The sequence below is a fragment of the Burkholderia sp. Ac-20353 genome (assembly GCF_017104785.1).
Taxonomy (GTDB): Bacteria; Pseudomonadota; Gammaproteobacteria; order Burkholderiales; family Burkholderiaceae; genus Burkholderia.
This window is the reverse complement of the sequence record NZ_JAAGPL010000011.1, coordinates 78195-94323: the sequence shown is the minus strand read 5'-3', so window position 1 is coordinate 94323 and position 16129 is coordinate 78195. Positions and strand designations below refer to the sequence as shown.

The window sequence follows — 16129 nt, the reverse complement described above, 5'->3', positions numbered from 1 at the left end:
CTTAATCGACATTAGCTGATTTAGCTTCTCTTATTTCAGCGATGCCAGCAGACTAGCGCTACCCGATTCATTCGTCTACTGCTGTCATCTACTATGAACTGGCTCGCTTTTTCCCACGGCGCCGCGCTGTGCGCGTCGCTCATCGTCACCATCGGCGCGCAGAATGCGTTCGTGCTGCGTCAGGGCATCATGCGCTCGCACGTCGGCAAGATCGTGCTGCTCTGTGCGCTGTCCGACATGATCCTGATCGGCGCGGGCGTCGGCGGTGCATCGGTGCTCGTCGAACGCTATCCGACTTTCGTCCACGCAGTGCTGTACGTCGGTCTCGCGTATCTCGCGTGGTTCGGCATCAACGCGCTGCGTCGCGCGTTCAAGCCGGGACATGAAACGCTCGACGTCCGCGGCGATGCGGTCGCGCCGCCGCCGCAAGGCGCGCTCGCGGTCGTGCTGATGACGCTCGCGTTCACGTGGCTCAATCCGCACGTGTATCTCGACACGTTCCTGCTGATCGGCACGGCCGGCGCGCGCGAGCCGGAAGGTGCGCGGCTCGCGTTCGCGATCGGCGCGATGACGGTCAGCGTCGTGTGGTTCCTCGGGCTCGGATACGGCGCGCGTCTGCTGGCGCCGTGGTTCCGCAAGGCCGTTGCGTGGCGCGTGCTGGACGGCGCGATCGGCAGCATGGTGCTGTTTCTCGCGGCCGTGCAGTTGCGGTAACGCACAGGCGGCCGCACAAGCGGCCACGCAGGGCCACGCAACGGACAAGCCGTCCGTTATCTTCCGCAAGTCGTCCATCATCCCGGCCTCGCGCCGCCTGCACGAATCCAGCCGATCGGAGAGAATGTCCGGGGCCCCGCGGCAACCGCGCAACCGCTCCGCGCACGCCGCCGTGTCACCGCGATCGACGCAGTCGATCCCGCAGGTCAATCTCGTCACCCCGCAGATATCGGAGAGAAAGATGGCACTACGCACGCTCGGTACGTCGGACATTCAGGTATCGCCGCTCGCATTCGGCGGCAACGTATTCGGCTGGACCGTCGATGAGGACACGTCGTTCTCGCTGCTCGACGCACTCGCTGACACCGGCATCAATTTCATCGACACGGCCGACATCTATTCGGCCTGGGCGCCCGGCAACAGCGGCGGCGAATCGGAAACGATCATCGGCAAGTGGCTGAAGCGCTCGGGCAAGCGCGAACAGGTCGTGATCTCGACCAAGGTCGGCCTGCTCGGCACGCGTGCGGGCCTGTCGAAGGACAACATCGTGCAAGCGGCCGACGATTCGCTGCGCCGCCTGCAGACCGACTATATCGATCTCTATTTTTCGCATAGCGACCTGCCCGACTCGGCGCCGCTGGAAGAAACGCTCGGCGCGTACCAGACGCTGATCGATGCGGGCAAGGTGCGCATCATCGGCGCATCCAACTACAGCGGCCAACGCCTGCGGGAAGCGGCCGAAATCAGCCGCCGCGACGGCCTGCCTGCGTATCAGGTGATCCAGCCCGAATACAACCTGTACGATCGCGCGGACTACGAGCGCGACCTCGAGCCGGTGGTGCGTGACCTGAAGCTCGGCGTCGTCAACTACTATGCGCTCGCGAGCGGCTTCCTGTCCGGCAAGTACCGTTCCGAGGCCGATCTGAAGAAGAGCGTGCGCGGCGAGCGCGTTGCCGCCTATCTCGACGATCGCGGCCTGCGGATCCTGGCCGCGCTCGACGCCGTATCGGCGAAACACGGTACGCAGCCCGCCGCGATCGCGCTGGCGTGGCAGATCGCGCGGCCGACGATCACCGCGCCGATCGCGAGCGCGACGTCGCTCGCGCAACTCGCGCTGCTGGGTGAGGCGATTCGCATCCGGCTGGACCAGGACGATATCCTGCGGATCGACGAAGCCAGCGCGATCTGAATACGAAAGAGGTGCGCGAACCTGCATGTCGATGATGCTGGTTCGCCCCGTGGGCGTCAGGTCACTGAAAAGGCGACGCACCGAACAACGCATCCTGCGACGAAGCGCAGCGAACCGACGCTCGCGCGGCCTCAGATCGTCGGCGATTCTTCCGCGAACTTGTTGAATACATCCTGCACCAGCGCGTTGATCCTGCACGTCGTGACCGATTGGGTCCTGCCCGCGAGCACCACGATCCCGAAATGTGCGGATCCGGCCAGCGGCGGATCGAGCCGGATCTGATGCAACCGTCCCGCCCGGACCGCCTCGTCGAAAACAGGACGGCTACCGAGAATGACGACGTCGCTCACTGCGGCTGCGGCTTCCAGTTCCCCGAAATCGTCGCTCTGGAGCTTGATGCGATCGGCAATCGGAGACCCGAGATGCTGCTGAAGATCGTCGAGCGCGTACTTCGACAGATGCGTGCACCCGACCGGGTACTTCAGCAATGCTTCCGGCGATACACGTGCCATGCCGCCAAGCGCGTGCGCGCGACCGCAAAAGAAGGCGGCCGGCCATCTGGGTAGCGGCGTGATCTCGATTTCCGGCTGTGGCGCGAGCGACGCGATGTCGCCGACAAACATGTCGATGCGCTCCGCCAGCAACATGCCGAGCAGATCCGCGGTATTGCCGCGTTTGAGCACCACTCGCACGTTGGGCGCGTTGACGGCCCCAAACGTCAGGATCGGTTGCCTGAGCAACGCGGCCGGTGTCGCGCCCAGGCCAATGCAGATCTCACCGAATTCCCCGCGCTCGAGCAGCGCGAGATCACGCATCAGTTCCCGAACCTCGAAATCGATCCGGCGCGCGCGATCGACGAACACCTTGCCGTGCGGAGTCAGCGTGATGCGTTGCGCACTGCGGTCGAACAACGGAAAGCCGAGTTCCGTTTCGATCGACTGGATGCTTCGGGACAGCGCAGATTGACTCAGATGTACCTCCGTGCATGCGCGACTGAAGTTCTGATACTGGGCGAGCGCGAGGACGTGTTGCAGTTTGCGGAGATTCATTGGACACCCGGGACAGGACGCGACGCGTTCACGGACAGCGCCCATACGGCCACAAACGCCAAGTATAGTCGCGCCGCCCCTCATCCGGCGCGGTCACAGCGACGGCGCGCCCGCGCGTCCGCACGCGTGACAACCCGCCTCTTTCCAAACGCAATTCCCGCGCGCGACGCTCGGCTCAAAACTTGTGGTTTATCCCGACGCTCACGCCGACCTGACTCTTGCCACGCTGGCCCACGTTTGAATAGCTGTTGACACCGAACCCGCTGTCGCCTGAGTTCCAGACCGTGCCGACATGACCATAGACAAACGTCGCCTTCGACAGCAGATACTCCGCACCACCGACGAATAGCGTCGGATGTTCGGGGGCGCGCTGGAAATCGTAACGGCCGCCCAGCAGGTACCATTGAATCGTCGGTGTCGCGAATCCTTTCGCACCGCCCCAGTAAATCGTGCCGCGCGGCGTCAGTTGCAGGTCGCCCAGCACGCGGGTGACTCCCGCGGACAGCGTAACGCCGCCCACCGTATAGCGAAGCGCCGCGCTGTAACGCTCGTCCGCGTGTCCGGACGCATCGATGCCGCCGTTGCTCGTGCCCCGACTCTGCTCGTAGAGCACGCGAGCGGCAAACGTTCCTCGGACATATTCGAGCGCCGCACCGACATAACGGCCGGCCAGCATGTTGCCGGGCAGTTGTTGGCCGAAGCCGTACTCGGCATCGACATTGAATCCGTAAAGCGACTCCGACTGGAACTTCACCGCATTGTTCAGCCGCAGTGTCGCGAGCGGGATCAGATTCAGCGAAAGCGTCGAATCATTGGCGAAATACGTCGGATCGTAGAGCACCGTCTTGTCGAACTGCACGCTGTATTGACGCCCGAACGTCAGCCGGCCATAAGGCGAGCGAATCCCCACACTCGAAAGCCGGTTGAACAGCGTGCCGGGTGTCACGAGCGTACCCTTGCCGAGGTCGAACCCGTTCTCGAGCTGAAAGATCGCACCATAGCCGCCACCGAGATCCTCGTCGCCCTTGAATCCGAAGCGGGACGGCAAGAATGCGCTGCCCAGCATGCCCAACGACGATGTGCCGTCCTTTCCGGCATTGGTCAGGCTCTGCACGCCGACATCCAGAATGCCGTACATGAGCACCGAGCTCTGCGCGTGCGCCGTGCCCGTGCAGATCGCACACGCAAGCGTCAGCGAAGCCGCTGCCAGTCTCCTCATTGATTTTTTATGATTCATCTCGTTCCATCTCTTGATTGGGTTCCATGGCGACCGGTGACTACCGGTGACTCAGTCACTCGGTCGACACGTCTGCTTCGTTCGGCGCCGTGTCGTCGGGACCAGCGACCGAGGCGCTTTCCCGATTTCCGTCGACGCGTCGTCAGCATCAAACGCAGCTCGGCCAATTCATTCGCATATCGAATCATTACAAATGGGATCCGCCATCTGACACGACGCGAGTGAACCGCTGCGTGCATTTTCAATACTGCGACGCATCGTAAGCAGCTAAAAATGCGTGATCCAATGAGATTCTTGCCCACTGGCTATGCACGAGCTGCATTGAATCCGAGCAGCAGAGCGAAGCCGCGCGAGGTGCGCGTACGAGCACATCGCTTTCCGGTTCCCTCGGAAAAAGCAGTGCGTTCAGCCGTGGGTCCGGCTCCGTCAGGCACACAAACTTCGTCGTCGAAAAAAAAGCGCGTATCAGCTGTAGAACTGATACGCGCTCAAGGAGACACGGTTCGGGCGCAGATCGCTCGCCCTCAGCCTGACCTCGCACTACCGCGAAGGGCGACGATCTGCACACACGTATCCGACTGTCCGACTGTCTCTACGCAGGCGCACGCATGCTGAATGGCAAGCATTCAGCGCACCGTCGTGCGCCGTAATTCATTGCCGCAGATCCGGATTTTCCGCCGGTTCGCTCATTGGCCAACGCGGCGAACGAGCGGGTCGATCCACCGGTCCGCTATCCACACGTATGCACCTGTCGCGATCGCGCAAAACCAGTACAAGCCGATGCCGATCACAATGCCGACCGTTACGCGCGACTCTGCGGCGAAAGGCAGCGTCAGCACGCCCGGCGCAAACGCGATGACCAGGATGAAAGCAAAGTAGGCAACCAGCACGAGCACGCTCATGCCGAGGCTCAAGCGAATCCGGCGCTGCACCAGGCTAGCGACATCGGCAGTGTGCGGCGTGTCGTTCGGGTTCGCCGCGACGCCGTCCGGATTGGACGTCGTCAGATTGACGTTCGACATAGTTGCTCCGGGGGTCAGTGAGTTTGAGCAGCGCTGCTGCCGATTCCGGTCACACTGCGGAACATCTGCGCATCGAAGCGCGCACGCTCCGCCGCCGCGCGACCTGACGTATCGGTGATCGACGCGAGCCATGCGGTGCCGAACGCCAGCGTCATCGAAAACAAGGCCGGATTCGCGTACGGAAAGAGCGCCACGTCGTGCTTCAGAATACCCACCCAGATCGTCGGCCCGGCGACGAGCAGACCCACCGACGACACGAGTCCGATGATTCCCCCCGCAAGCACGCCGCGCGTCGTCAGTCGCCGCCAGAACATCGACAACATCAGGATCGGAAAGTTGGTGCTCGCCGAAATCGAGAACGCGAGTCCGACCAGAAAGCTGATGTTGAGATTCTGCACGGCGTGCGACAGCAGCAACCCGGCCGCTACCAGCACGAACGTCGCGCAGCGGGACACGGTCAGTTCGCGCGCCGGATCCGCTTGCCCCCGGCACACGATTCGCTTGTACAGATCGTGCCCGACCGCCGACGCGCCGGATATCGTCAGTCCCGCGACAACCGCCAGGATCGTGGCGAACGCAACGGCAGACATGATGCCGAGGAACACATCGCCGCCGAAGTAATGACTCAGGTGCATCGCCGTCATGTTCCCGCCGCCGATCAGCACATGTGTTGCCGGGTCAACGAACGCGGGATTGCGGAGCACGAACACGATCGCGCCTGCGCCGATCACGACGACCGCGGTATAGAACCACGCGATGAGGCCGGTCGCATAGAACGCCGATTGCCGGGCTGCGGCGCCGTCGCGCACGGTGAACAGGCGGCTCAGGATATGCGGCAGCCCGACCATGCCGAAGATCAATGACATGCCGAGCGAAATGGCGTCGACAGGATCCGTGACGAGCCGGCTCGGCGCAAGCACCGCCGCGCCGGCCGGATGGGATTGGACGACCGCGCCGATCAGCCGGTTCGCGCTGAAGCCGGTCGCCTGCAGCACCGTGAATGCCAGATACGTGCCGATCACGAGCATCAGCACCGCCTTGACGATCTGCACCCAGGTGGTGGCCAGCATGCCGCCGATCAGCACATAGACCAGCACCAGTGCGCCGACCGCCAGCATCGCGACCATGTACGGCACGCCGAACAGCAACTGGATCAGCTTGCCGGCTCCGACCAGCTGGATGACGAGATAGAACAGCACGATGACCAGCGAATTCACCGCGGCGAGAATCCGCACCGGACGCTCTTCCAGACGGAACGCGACGACGTCGGCGAGCGTGAAGCGTCCGAGATTGCGCAACGGTTCCGCGACGAGAAACAACAGGATCGGCCAACCGATGAGCGTGCCGACGCCGTAAATGATCGAGTCGTAACCGGAGCCGGCCATCATGCCGACCGCGCCGAGGAACGACGATGCGGACATGTAGTCGCCGGCGAGCGCGAAACCGTTCTGCAGCGGCGTGACGCTGCCGCCTGCCGTATAGAACTGCGATACCGAACGGTTTCGATGCGAAGCCCAGTACGTGATACCCAGCGTCAACGCGACGAAAAACAGAAACGGCGCAAGCGTATACCCGCTCGCGACGCCCTTCGAGACCGTGCCGGCCGCGCATGCGCTGCCCGATACGAGCGCGGCGCTCACACCTTTCGACAGGACGGCCAGCGTCCGTCGGACCCGGAAAGTTCCGTGTCCCATGATGTTCTCCTCCAGTTTCTTATGAATGTTCGGTTCGCGCGACGTCGATTCGGTCGCGTGCCCGTGGTATCAGACGCCGAGACGAAGCCGCACGATCTCGTCGAATATCGCCACACCGATCGGCGCCACGTCGTCGTTGAAGTCGTATTCGGGGTGATGGCACATGCGCCCGCCCTGCCCGAGGAAGAAATAACAGCCAGGCCGCGCTTCGAGAAAGCGCGCGACGTCATCGCCCGCCATCAGCGGCTCCACGTCGGTCAACACGTTTTCTGCGCCAACGATCATGCCAGCCGCCTCCACGACGCGCCGCGCCGGGGCTTCCGCGTTGATCGTCGGCGGCGTGCCGTGCGAGATGTCGAGATCGATCGTGCAACCGTGCGACAGCGCGACGCCTTCGCAGATTTCGCGCAAACGTCGGTGCACGCGTTCGCGTGCCATCGGCGACAGCGCGCGCGTGGTGCCCTGCAGCGATGCGCGATCCGGAATGACGTTTGCCGTCGCGCCCGCAACGAACTGGCAGATGCTCAGGACCGCGCTGTCGAGCGGGTCGATCGAGCGGCTGACGACGGTCTGCAATGCGCTCACCAGCAATGCACCGATCGCGATCGGATCGACGCTGCAATGCGGCGTCCCGCCGTGACTGCCGGTGCCGTGAATCTCGATCGAGAAGAAGTCCACTGCGGCAAGCTGCGAACCGATGCGTACGCCGATTTTCCCCGGTTGAAGCTGCGGATGATTGTGCAACCCGTAGATTTCGTCGAACGGGAAACGCTCGAGCAACTGATCGTCGAGCATCGCCTGGCTGCCTTTGACGATTTCCTCGGCCGGCTGGAATACCAGCACGACCCGCCCTTTGAATCGGCGATGACCGGCAAGCAGCTTTGCGGCACCGAGCAGGATCGCGGTATGTCCGTCGTGGCCGCAGCCATGAAACAGTCCGTGATGGACCGAGCGATAAACGGGCCGGCCCTCTTCGTGGATCGGCAGCGCGTCCATGTCGGCGCGCAGCGCAATCGTGGGACCGGGCCCGCCTTCGCCATCGATCACGCCCACCACACCGGTGCGGCCGATGCCGGTGTGCGTGTCGACTCCGAATGAGCGCAGCAAGTCCGCGACGAACGCAGCGGTGCCGGTTTCCTGAAACGCGATTTCCGGGCGACTGTGGATCTGTCGGCGCCAGCTTTTCATGTCCTGGGACAGCGCGGCGATGGGCGTACTGATCTGCATGAAGCGACTCCTGGTATTGCTGACGCGCAGCAAGCGCGGCGGGGGAAACGAACCCTTCGAACAGGGTTCAACATTCGCCCGATTCTAGAAATCGCAAAATGAGCCGTCCAATGCAAAGTTCCGGCGTTCCCTATGTAGGGAGTGCATAGGCACGCGCCACTGCGTGAACGTGGCCGACCACGAGAACGTGAAATTCGACGACAATATTCCTCTGTCGAATCTGCTGAATGACATCCGCCAATCCGCTTTGGAGCCTGGAATTGAATTCAACGACACTGCTGCTATACGTGGTCGCGGTCTCGGTCGTCACCATCACGCCGGGTCCGACGATGCTGCTGGCGCTGAATAACGGCGCGACGCGCGGCTTGCGTGTCGCAGCCTACGGAATTGCCGGCGCCGCATTGTCCGATCTCATTCTGATCGGCGCAGTGGGATGCGGATTGGGTGCGATTCTGCAAGCATCGGAGCAATTGTTCGCCGCGGTGAAATGGATCGGCGCCGCCTATCTGCTGTATCTCGCATGGGCACTTTGGCGCGCTCCCGCGATGCTCTCCCCCACCGACATGACGGAGACCAACACCGCGTACGACGGCTGGTCCGCATTCCGGCGTTCGCTATTGGTCGCGCTGTCCAATCCCAAAGGACTGCTGTTCTTTTCCGCCTTCTTGCCGCAGTTCATTCAGACCCAGACCGACGTCACGCGCCAATACGTCACGCTCGCGATCGTGACGGCGCTCATCGACATCGCGCTGATGAGCGTCTACGCGATCGGCGGCCATCATGCGATGAAAGTGTTGTCCGGGCGAGCGCTGCAGTGGCTGAATCGAGGCTGTGCCGGGATGCTGGCCGGGTTGGCCGTTGCACTCAGCCTGTATCGGCGTAACGCGGGAAGCTAGGCCAAAACGAAAAGGGCTGAGTCCCGTGCAAGACGGAACTCAGCCCGGTCAGCCCCGGCCGTTGGAACTGCTCCGCTTTGCGTGGGCAGCTCAGACCGGCGGGGCTTTCTCCAAAGTGGGCAATCAGAAGCTCATGCCGTAACCATTGGCCACCGCGCGCAGGCCGCCGGCGTAGCCTTGGCCGACCGCGCGGAACTTCCACTCGTTGTTGTGGCGGTACAGCTCCGCGAAGATCATCGCGGTTTCGGTCGATGCGTCTTCGGCGAGGTCGTAGCGGACGATCTCCGCGCTGTTGGTCTCGTTGACGATGCGGATGAACGAGTTGCTGACCTGGCCGAAGTTCTGCTTGCGCGCGTCGGCGTCGTGGATGGTGACGGTGAACGCAATCTTGTCGATGTCGGCCGGCACGCGGCTCAGGTCGACCTTGATCACCTCGTCGTCGCCGTCGCCGGCACCGGTGCGGTTGTCGCCGGCGTGCTCGACGGAGCCGTCCGCGCTCTTCAGCTGGTTATAGAAGATGAAGTCGGCATCGCCGCGAACCTTGCCGCTGGCACCCAGCAGGAACGCGCTGGCGTCCAGGTCGAACTCGGTGCCGTCGGTCGCGCGCGGGTCCCAGCCCAGGCCGACCAGGATCCTGGTCAGGCCGGGGGCTTCTTTGGACAGGGAGAGGTTGCCGCCTTTTTGAAGAGTCAGTGCCATGAGTACAGCTCCTTGTGGTTGCTACGGGTTACGGGTTGTCGGTCGACGCTGATGATGTCGATCGACGCCACATTTGAGTCAGTCAGAGTTCGAAGTCCGCCGGGTTCAGGCCCAGCTCCTGACAGATCAGGCGACAGGCGGCCTTCTCCTTGTCATCGAAATTGCCGTCCGAGCCGCCGATGGCAATGCACACCCGCACCAGCAGGCGCGCTTCGCCGTCCTTGCCCTTGATCTTGCTGATGGTCTTCAGCGCCTCGGCCTGTCCGACCTGAAAGTCGAATTCGAACTTCGCGCACGCGTCGGTGAAGACCTTGATCACATCGGTCAGGTTGAAGACCTTCAGTTCCGGCGAGTGGTTGATGAAGCCGACCATCTTCATCTTCTCCTCGGACTGGACCACGCCGTCGGCCGCGGCGATGAGCGCGCAGCCATTGGCTAGCGCTTCCATGAAGGTCCGGTTCTTGAACTTGGCGACTTCCGTCGTCAAGGTTTCGCGTGCTTTTGCCGCGTTGGTTTTCAGCCACTCGAGCATGATTTCCTCCTCGTTGGGCGGGGCGCGTCGGCCCCGCCGGATAGATCGTTACTTGGAGCCGGCGCGCCAGCTCATCCCCCATCCGTACGCACGGTCCATCTCCTGATGCCCACGGTGAAAGTCGACTCGGCGGGTGACCTTGACCGCGCCGCCCACGTTTTCAAGCATCGCGATCGCGCACATCCCGTAGCGGCCACCTTCCTCGTTCAATCGCACTTCGATCTCGGGCTGGCCGGGAACGAAAATGGTCACCACGCCGTCGGTCGCCTTCCAGTTGGGGGCGCCTTCGTAGATGAAGGCAAAGATCAGCACACGCTTGATCTCGCTCCAATGCCTGCCGTTGATGTGCAGCCATTCGCCGCCCGCGACGGAGCCGGTGCGGTCGTCACCCATGAGCTGGATGTAGGGCTCGTCATTCAGGTCGCCGAAACAGTTGCCGAGTGCCTGGATCACACTCTTGTCGCCATCCTGCAGTTCGAACAGGCAGCCCACGTCGAGGTCGATGGTGTTGCTCTTGCCGAAGATGCCGCCCAGCAGACCGCTGCCGCTGCCGCGGTTCCAGTTCAGGTTCACCTTGATCTCGCCGAAGCCGGCCACCGGCTTGTCGAGGCTGATGCTGGAGCGCGTCTTGTCCAGCGTGACCTTGCTCAGGCTTACCGTCGATTTCGGCGATGCCGGAGGCACCGGTGCCGAAGCCGGCGCAGCAGCAGGGGCCGGCGTCGGCGCGGCAATGTCGACACCGAAGTGCTTTGCCAGCGGCTCCAGACCGCCCGCGAAGCCTTGACCCACGCAGCGGAACTTCCACGCGCCCTGACGCAGATAGAACTCGCCGAGGATCAGCGCGGTCTCGTTCATGCCGCGCGTCGGAATCTGGGCCTCGATGCCGCCGGTGACGCTCATCGCCAGGGTCGACACGCGGTCGAACGAGGCCTTGTTCTCGTAGATGGTTGCGGTCAACGCCACCTTCTCGACTGCAGGGTCGAGACGCCCGAGCTCCAGCGTGAATCCGGCGCGACCTGACGAACTGCCGGTCAGCTCGACGGCACCACCCAGGATGCGGGTCTGGCCGTAGAAGCACATGTCGCCGTCACCACGAACCTTGCCAGTGGCGGCCAGCGCGAATGCGGAGATGTCGATATCGGCGCCCGGGATCGGCGTGTAGTTGATGTCGACGCGAAGCTGGCCGGTGGCGACCGGCGCATTGCCGCCAGGCAGCAGCGCGGTCATGCACGCACCGCCTGGATAGCCAGGTTGACGAGATCTTCGGCGGTGCGGCCGTTGGTCGACTGGCCGATCGCCTTGAACTCCCAGCCGCTGTTCCCACGGCTCAGGCTGGCCATCACCACGCCGGTGTGGCCGCCTTTCTCGGCGAGGTTGAAGCGCGCGAGCTCCGCGTTGCTGGATTCGTTCAGGATGCGGCAGTACGCGTTTTCGACCTGATCGAAGGTCTGGCCGCGGAAGCTGTTCACGGTGAAGACCAGATGCGTCGCCATGGCCGGCAGGCGCTGCAGGTCCACGTAGATGGTTTCGTCATCGCCATCGCCTTCGCCGGTCAGGTTGTCGCCCGAGTGTTCGATCGAGCCATCCTTCGAAGCCAGCTGGCGGAACCAGACGACATCGATCGGCGCGTAGTCGCCATCCAGCACGATGCACGACGCATCGAGGTCGATCGAGTCGCTGCCGCTGCCCAGCAGCCTGGAGAGGAAGCCGCTGGGCTTCACCGGATCCCAGCCCAGTCCCAGGCTGACGTTGCTCAGGCCAGTGCCGGCCGTTTTCTCCAGCGAGATGCTCTGATTCTTGCTCAGGGTGAGTGCCATGATTACGCTCCTTGTTGATCTTCGGCGTTCGGTTGGGAGGGAAAGGTCGCCAATGGGCGTCCTGCGCTGCGGCAGGGGTTTCCATCGAATCTCGATGCTCGTCGGTTGGCCTCCGCTAAGCGGATGCCGGGCTCGCCGCTGCCGGCCTCGGCTGGCTTGACCCCAAGCCATTTGGCACGCTCGAGGATGTGGGTCGCCCACTTGTGATGGGTGGCGGGTTCGCACATCGCGTCGTTGTGCCTGAACACGGCCTGTGCACGCCGATCGACGATCAGCCTGGCGGCGTTGAGATCCTCGAGGCTCACGCGCAGCGCGTCCTGGATGAGACTGATCTGGTGCGGGTGAATGGCCGTCTTGCCCACCAGCCCGTGGGAGATATCCAGTTCCAGCTCGGCTTTCAGGAGTTCCGGCGCGGCCAGCTGTTCGAACACCGGGGCCGTCAACGAAAACCCTTGAGCGCCCATGACGCCGGCCAGCATCGGGATGACGTAACTCATCGGGGTGTCGTACAGCGTGCGGTTCGGGTTGCGACGGAGCCCGAGACACCCCATCAGGTCGTTGCCGCCAATCCGTAGCGCGATGATGCGTTCGTTCAGGCTGGCTCTCAGCGCCTGGCCCAGTTCCACCATCGCACCGGGGTTGTAGACGTCGGCTGTTTCGAGCGTCGGCATCAGGAGAAGATTCGGGTTACTGACCGCTTGCTCCCAGAAACCCAGATTCTTCAAGGTCAGCTTCGGCACCACGAAACCGTCTACATGCTTCATCAGGGGCCAGTCGTTCAGCACGGCTGCCATGCCCACATCGCGGGGCCGGACGAACACGAGCGGGCCTTCTGCGGGACGTCCGCCGCGTGCGTCGATCTGCATGAGAAGCGCCTGCAGGTTCGCCAGCGCGCGCTCGACGTCGATCTCCGCCACCGCGTCTTCCAGGCACACCACGAGCGAGCGGAGCTCGGGGAGTTTGCTGCCGAAGACCATGTCCACAATGTCGCCACGGGTGGCCGGCATGTACAGGGTCGCCCCGAGCGCAAACGGCGAAATCGCTTTCATCCGTTCACGCTCCGAATGAGGGTCACTGCGCGGTACGGACCCAGGGCCGCACCCGCTTCTTCGACGGTCACGCCGGCGCGCTCGGTGAGGTGCATCAGCAACTGCACGTCGCTGTCGCCGCGAGCGCGGACCAGCACATGGTCGGGCACACGGCGAAGGACGGCGCGCGTCGCCTCGGCGATGCCGGGCTTCACGCGGTTCATGTTCGCGATCTCGAAGCGCGCGGCGAGCGCATGCACGACGCGTTCTGCCTCCGCCTGAAGCTTCACGCGCTGATCGGCAGTCCACGGCGAGGCCGGCGGCACCTCGCCCAATGTACGGCGCCTGGTCTCGATCTGCTCGATGAAGTCGCGGGTGACGTCGTGCTCGTGCAGGTGGTCATACACCACGCAGCCATGCAGGCCGCCTTGTGCCGGCCAGATGGAACGCGATACCAGTCCCGATACGGTGGCGCCCAGAATGCCCGACGGAATCACCCAATCGTCGGCCGACGCTGCCAGCCACGCGCGGCCGCACGGGTCTGCCAGCACGACGAGGCGCGGCGCTTCCGGAAAGCGTTTGTCTGCGCCGAGCGTCCGCATGAGTTCGCCGGAAATCGCGCCTTTGCCGGTCCAGCCATCCACGAAGACGATGTTCTCCGCGCCGTGCAGACGGATGACCGCTTCGAGGGCAACCATGTCGATGCCGCGGTCGCGGACGATGCTGACGCCGTAGTGGTGGGCGTCGCGCCCCATCCCGACCAGCGCACGGCGCAGCAGCACACCCAGCGGCAGACCAGCGCGAACGAACGAGACGAGCGCGATGCCGGGGCCCGTGCAGGCGGCGTTCAACGCCAGCGCCAGCGACTGCACGTCGGTGGCCATGCGCTTGCCGTTCTGCACCAGCGCACGCGCGTAGAGGCGCTTGTGCAGCTCGCTCGGCGCATGCTCGATGCTGATCATCTCGGAGTAGTGCTTAAGGTTCGTCTGGATCAGGCGCTCCTTCTCGCGAACGTCCGTCGCCTCCATGTGCGTGGGCTGCAGCAGCACATGCACGTCATCCGGCGCATAGCTGCCGCTGCCGACGGTCACGAGGGACGCGAAAGGATCACGCATGGATCAGGCCCTCCGCTGCCTTCGCCAACTGACTGCGGGCCGGCGTGGCCCACATGTGGCAGAGATCCATGAAACCGAGGTCGGTAATGCTGTCGCCCAGGCCCAGCACCGGGCGTTCGCCGTTGAGCGCGCGGTCGCGGCGCAACCACTCCTGGGCGGCCACGCGCTTGGCCAGCCCGTCGGGCAGGAAGGCCAGGTTGTTGCCGTTGGCGTGGACGTGCATCCCCTTCAGCAGACCTCGGGCCTGAACTTCGGCCAGCACCGTGGAGAGCACGGCGTCGTCCGATTCGTTGTGCTTGGTCACCACGTAGTGGCCCAGCCCATCCTCCGCGACGACCCAGCCGCGCAGGGAGAAGCCGAGCGCGTCGCCGATCTGCAGCGTGGTTTCGCTCAGCGCCGGCAGACGATCCTGGAAGGCTCGGAGGGCATCCGCCATCTGGCGGTGCCAGTCCTGATCGAGCGTGCCATCGGCGCGCAGGATCACGCCCCCGTGCGAGCAGATTGCGCCTTGCGCGAACGGCAGCTTCACACGGCGGTAAGCCTCGACGCTGCGCGCGGTAACCGGAACCACGTCGGCGGATGCCAGCAGCCAGCCGATGAACGCCTGTTGCACCGGGTTCATGTAGCCGTTGGGCTGGCCGTGCACATCCACGGTTGCCGGGGTGCGCGGAGTGCCTTCCGGCATCTTGCGTGCGGTCTGGAACAGCGTGTCGTCGAGATCGACGAGCACCAGCGGACGACTACTGCGCATCGACGATGACCTCCGCGCGCAGCGCGTCGACCAGCGCTGCGGGCAGCGCCTGCGCAGGGGTTTCGGTGCAGATCAGCACCCGGTCGAACTGGCCGGGCTTCACGTTGTAGAGGAAGTTCGGGATGCCGAGGCCATAGTTGTCCGGGAAGGAAAGAGCATGCTCGATCGCATGGCCGACGGCGATGGGGGAACGCGTGGTGGAGCTGAAGTGGACGTCCGCGCCGGCGCGCGCCAGGCGTTCGGCCAGCAGGAAAGGCCGCCACACGAATTCGCTGGTGCCGATCACGATGATCTTCTCGCCGGGCGCGACCCGAAGGTCCGGCGCGAGGGTGTCTTCCACGTTGCGCACACCCAGGCGCCCCCAGTCGTTCCGGGCGGAGAGCCGCCATTCACCGACGGAGACCGCGCCCACGTCCGGCATGTCCGGCAGCGGCGCGGACGGGTCTTCATGGAACCGGTAGGAACCCTTCATCAACGAAACCGACGTGGCCGATGCGCCGATGGCTTTTTCTACGGCCCCCGCGGACCAGTCGGTCAGCACGCAGGTGACGACCCGCTCGAGCTTCGTCAGGCCAGCGTCCACCAGCGCGCGATGCAGGTTGACGAAGGTCTTGCCGGTGGACGCTTCGTCGTCCACCAGCACCAGCGATCTGGCCTGCAGCATCATCTCCCGCACGTCGGGCTCGACCGGCATGTGGATCAGGTGGGCGCTGGCGTGGCTGTGCTCTTCCTCGAAGCGGGCGAAGAGTTCGGTGCCAAGCGGATGGCGGGTGCTGACCAGATAAACGGTATCGGGCCGGGTTGCGCTCAATGCACGGTGCACACCGGCACCGAGCCCGACCGCGGTTTCCGCCATGCCGATCACGAGCACGGGGCCGGGCAGGTCCGCCGGGATCGCTGCGGCCAGGCGCTCGAAGCTGGCGGACATGACGGACGGGCGCACCGGTATATGCCGGCCCAGCACCCTGGACACGAACAGGAACGCCCGCTTCGGGTTACGGCGCTCGGCAAAGCCGAACAGCGCAGACGCAGGCACGACGGCGTCGTCGACTTCGACTTCGAGCAGCCCCCGCATCAGCTGTGCGCGGAGGGATACGGGTGCTACAGGGCTTTCCATAACGGCTTCCTGGATTGGCGCGAGTGGCAAACCCGACGCCGC

The 16129-nt window shown here is 64.0% G+C and carries 17 protein-coding genes; 4 read left to right on the top strand and 13 right to left on the bottom strand.

From position 1 onward, the window contains the following. Nucleotides 1–93: 93 nt before the first annotated feature. Nucleotides 94–714 (top strand): LysE/ArgO family amino acid transporter, encoded by a 621-nt coding sequence (locus G3N94_RS05470; RefSeq protein WP_205791079.1) that lies wholly within the window; start codon nt 94–96, stop codon nt 712–714. Between the two features lie 241 nt (nt 715–955). Beyond that, nucleotides 956–1903, top strand: a complete 948-nt coding sequence (locus G3N94_RS05465) for an aldo/keto reductase (protein WP_205791078.1) — start codon at nt 956–958, stop codon at nt 1901–1903. A 131-nt stretch (nt 1904–2034) separates the two neighbouring features. Here the strand turns inward: G3N94_RS05465 and G3N94_RS05460 are convergent, their stop codons facing one another. From G3N94_RS05460 to G3N94_RS05440, 5 genes are all read right to left on the bottom strand, one after another. Further along, the gene (locus G3N94_RS05460; RefSeq protein WP_205791077.1) at nt 2035–2952 is read right to left on the bottom strand and encodes a LysR family transcriptional regulator; all 918 of its coding nucleotides are present in this window, start codon (nt 2950–2952) and stop codon (nt 2035–2037) included. 175 nt (nt 2953–3127) lie between these two features. Then, complete coding sequence (locus G3N94_RS05455) at nt 3128–4171, bottom strand: porin (protein WP_205791076.1); 1044 nt, start codon at nt 4169–4171, stop codon at nt 3128–3130. Nucleotides 4172–4875: 704 nt separating this feature from the next. Next, nucleotides 4876–5211: a DUF485 domain-containing protein gene (locus tag G3N94_RS05450; protein WP_205791075.1), complete on the bottom strand. Its 336-nt coding sequence runs from the start codon at nt 5209–5211 to the stop codon at nt 4876–4878. Between the two features lie 14 nt (nt 5212–5225). Continuing rightward, nucleotides 5226–6905: a cation acetate symporter gene (actP, locus tag G3N94_RS05445; RefSeq protein WP_205791074.1), complete on the bottom strand. Its 1680-nt coding sequence runs from the start codon at nt 6903–6905 to the stop codon at nt 5226–5228. A 69-nt stretch (nt 6906–6974) separates the two neighbouring features. Further along, entirely contained in the window at nt 6975–8132 is a 1158-nt protein-coding gene (locus tag G3N94_RS05440; RefSeq protein WP_205791073.1) for a M20 aminoacylase family protein, read from the bottom strand. A gap of 187 nt (nt 8133–8319) precedes the next feature. Between G3N94_RS05440 and G3N94_RS43150 the strand changes: the two genes are divergently transcribed. Together G3N94_RS43150 and G3N94_RS05435 are read left to right on the top strand one after the other, a co-directional pair. Continuing rightward, nucleotides 8320–8481 carry a hypothetical protein gene (locus G3N94_RS43150; protein WP_346778652.1) on the top strand — a complete coding sequence of 54 codons (162 nt, stop codon included), beginning with the start codon at nt 8320–8322 and terminating at the stop codon, nt 8479–8481. Further along, nucleotides 8462–9028, top strand: coding sequence for a LysE family translocator (locus G3N94_RS05435; RefSeq protein ID WP_346778651.1), 567 nt, complete (start codon nt 8462–8464; stop codon nt 9026–9028). Before G3N94_RS43150 ends, G3N94_RS05435 begins: the two co-directional genes overlap by 20 nt. A 123-nt stretch (nt 9029–9151) precedes the next feature. Here G3N94_RS05435 and G3N94_RS05430 read toward each other — a convergent pair whose 3' ends face one another. From G3N94_RS05430 to G3N94_RS05395, 8 genes are all read right to left on the bottom strand, one after another. Continuing rightward, nucleotides 9152–9727, bottom strand: coding sequence for a TerD family protein (locus G3N94_RS05430; RefSeq protein ID WP_205791071.1), 576 nt, complete (start codon nt 9725–9727; stop codon nt 9152–9154). An 82-nt stretch (nt 9728–9809) separates the two neighbouring features. Further along, a complete protein-coding gene (locus G3N94_RS05425; protein ID WP_205791070.1) occupies nt 9810–10259 on the bottom strand; it encodes a tellurite resistance TerB family protein in 450 nt (149 codons plus the stop codon). A 48-nt stretch (nt 10260–10307) separates the two neighbouring features. Further along, entirely contained in the window at nt 10308–11486 is a 1179-nt protein-coding gene (locus G3N94_RS05420) for a TerD family protein (RefSeq protein ID WP_205791069.1), read from the bottom strand. Further along, entirely contained in the window at nt 11483–12076 is a 594-nt protein-coding gene (locus G3N94_RS05415; protein ID WP_205791068.1) for a TerD family protein, read from the bottom strand. The genes G3N94_RS05420 and G3N94_RS05415 overlap by 4 nt, the downstream gene beginning before the upstream one ends. 2 nt (nt 12077–12078) lie before the next feature. Next, the gene (locus tag G3N94_RS05410; RefSeq protein ID WP_241021608.1) at nt 12079–13125 is read right to left on the bottom strand and encodes an HpcH/HpaI aldolase/citrate lyase family protein; all 1047 of its coding nucleotides are present in this window, start codon (nt 13123–13125) and stop codon (nt 12079–12081) included. Further along, nucleotides 13122–14219, bottom strand: a complete 1098-nt coding sequence (locus G3N94_RS05405; RefSeq protein WP_205791067.1) for a cysteine protease StiP domain-containing protein — start codon at nt 14217–14219, stop codon at nt 13122–13124. Before G3N94_RS05405 ends, G3N94_RS05410 begins: the two co-directional genes overlap by 4 nt. Beyond that, nucleotides 14212–14970, bottom strand: a complete 759-nt coding sequence (locus G3N94_RS05400; RefSeq protein ID WP_205791066.1) for a trehalose phosphatase — start codon at nt 14968–14970, stop codon at nt 14212–14214. The genes G3N94_RS05405 and G3N94_RS05400 overlap by 8 nt, the downstream gene beginning before the upstream one ends. Continuing rightward, the gene (locus tag G3N94_RS05395) at nt 14960–16087 is read right to left on the bottom strand and encodes a phosphoribosyltransferase domain-containing protein (protein WP_205791065.1); all 1128 of its coding nucleotides are present in this window, start codon (nt 16085–16087) and stop codon (nt 14960–14962) included. The genes G3N94_RS05400 and G3N94_RS05395 overlap by 11 nt, the downstream gene beginning before the upstream one ends. Between the last annotated feature and the right edge of the window lie 42 nt (nt 16088–16129).

What these genes read in the sequence shown, in the direction of transcription:
- G3N94_RS05435 (WP_346778651.1), top strand. Translation starts at nt 8,462, where the DNA reads ATGCTGCTGGCGCTGAATAACGGCGCGACGCGCGGCTTGCGTGTCGCA.
- G3N94_RS05440 (WP_205791073.1), bottom strand. Translation starts at nt 8,132, where the DNA reads ATGCAGATCAGTACGCCCATCGCCGCGCTGTCCCAGGACATGAAAAGC.
- G3N94_RS05465 (WP_205791078.1), top strand. Translation starts at nt 956, where the DNA reads ATGGCACTACGCACGCTCGGTACGTCGGACATTCAGGTATCGCCGCTC.
- G3N94_RS05405 (WP_205791067.1), bottom strand. Translation starts at nt 14,219, where the DNA reads ATGCGTGATCCTTTCGCGTCCCTCGTGACCGTCGGCAGCGGCAGCTAT.
- actP (WP_205791074.1), bottom strand. Translation starts at nt 6,905, where the DNA reads ATGGGACACGGAACTTTCCGGGTCCGACGGACGCTGGCCGTCCTGTCG.
- G3N94_RS05410 (WP_241021608.1), bottom strand. Translation starts at nt 13,125, where the DNA reads ATGAAAGCGATTTCGCCGTTTGCGCTCGGGGCGACCCTGTACATGCCG.
- G3N94_RS05455 (WP_205791076.1), bottom strand. Translation starts at nt 4,171, where the DNA reads ATGAGGAGACTGGCAGCGGCTTCGCTGACGCTTGCGTGTGCGATCTGC.
- G3N94_RS05460 (WP_205791077.1), bottom strand. Translation starts at nt 2,952, where the DNA reads ATGAATCTCCGCAAACTGCAACACGTCCTCGCGCTCGCCCAGTATCAG.
- G3N94_RS05420 (WP_205791069.1), bottom strand. Translation starts at nt 11,486, where the DNA reads ATGACCGCGCTGCTGCCTGGCGGCAATGCGCCGGTCGCCACCGGCCAG.
- G3N94_RS05415 (WP_205791068.1), bottom strand. Translation starts at nt 12,076, where the DNA reads ATGGCACTCACCCTGAGCAAGAATCAGAGCATCTCGCTGGAGAAAACG.
- G3N94_RS05395 (WP_205791065.1), bottom strand. Translation starts at nt 16,087, where the DNA reads ATGGAAAGCCCTGTAGCACCCGTATCCCTCCGCGCACAGCTGATGCGG.
- G3N94_RS05450 (WP_205791075.1), bottom strand. Translation starts at nt 5,211, where the DNA reads ATGTCGAACGTCAATCTGACGACGTCCAATCCGGACGGCGTCGCGGCG.
- G3N94_RS05470 (WP_205791079.1), top strand. Translation starts at nt 94, where the DNA reads ATGAACTGGCTCGCTTTTTCCCACGGCGCCGCGCTGTGCGCGTCGCTC.
- G3N94_RS05400 (WP_205791066.1), bottom strand. Translation starts at nt 14,970, where the DNA reads ATGCGCAGTAGTCGTCCGCTGGTGCTCGTCGATCTCGACGACACGCTG.
- G3N94_RS05425 (WP_205791070.1), bottom strand. Translation starts at nt 10,259, where the DNA reads ATGCTCGAGTGGCTGAAAACCAACGCGGCAAAAGCACGCGAAACCTTG.
- G3N94_RS05430 (WP_205791071.1), bottom strand. Translation starts at nt 9,727, where the DNA reads ATGGCACTGACTCTTCAAAAAGGCGGCAACCTCTCCCTGTCCAAAGAA.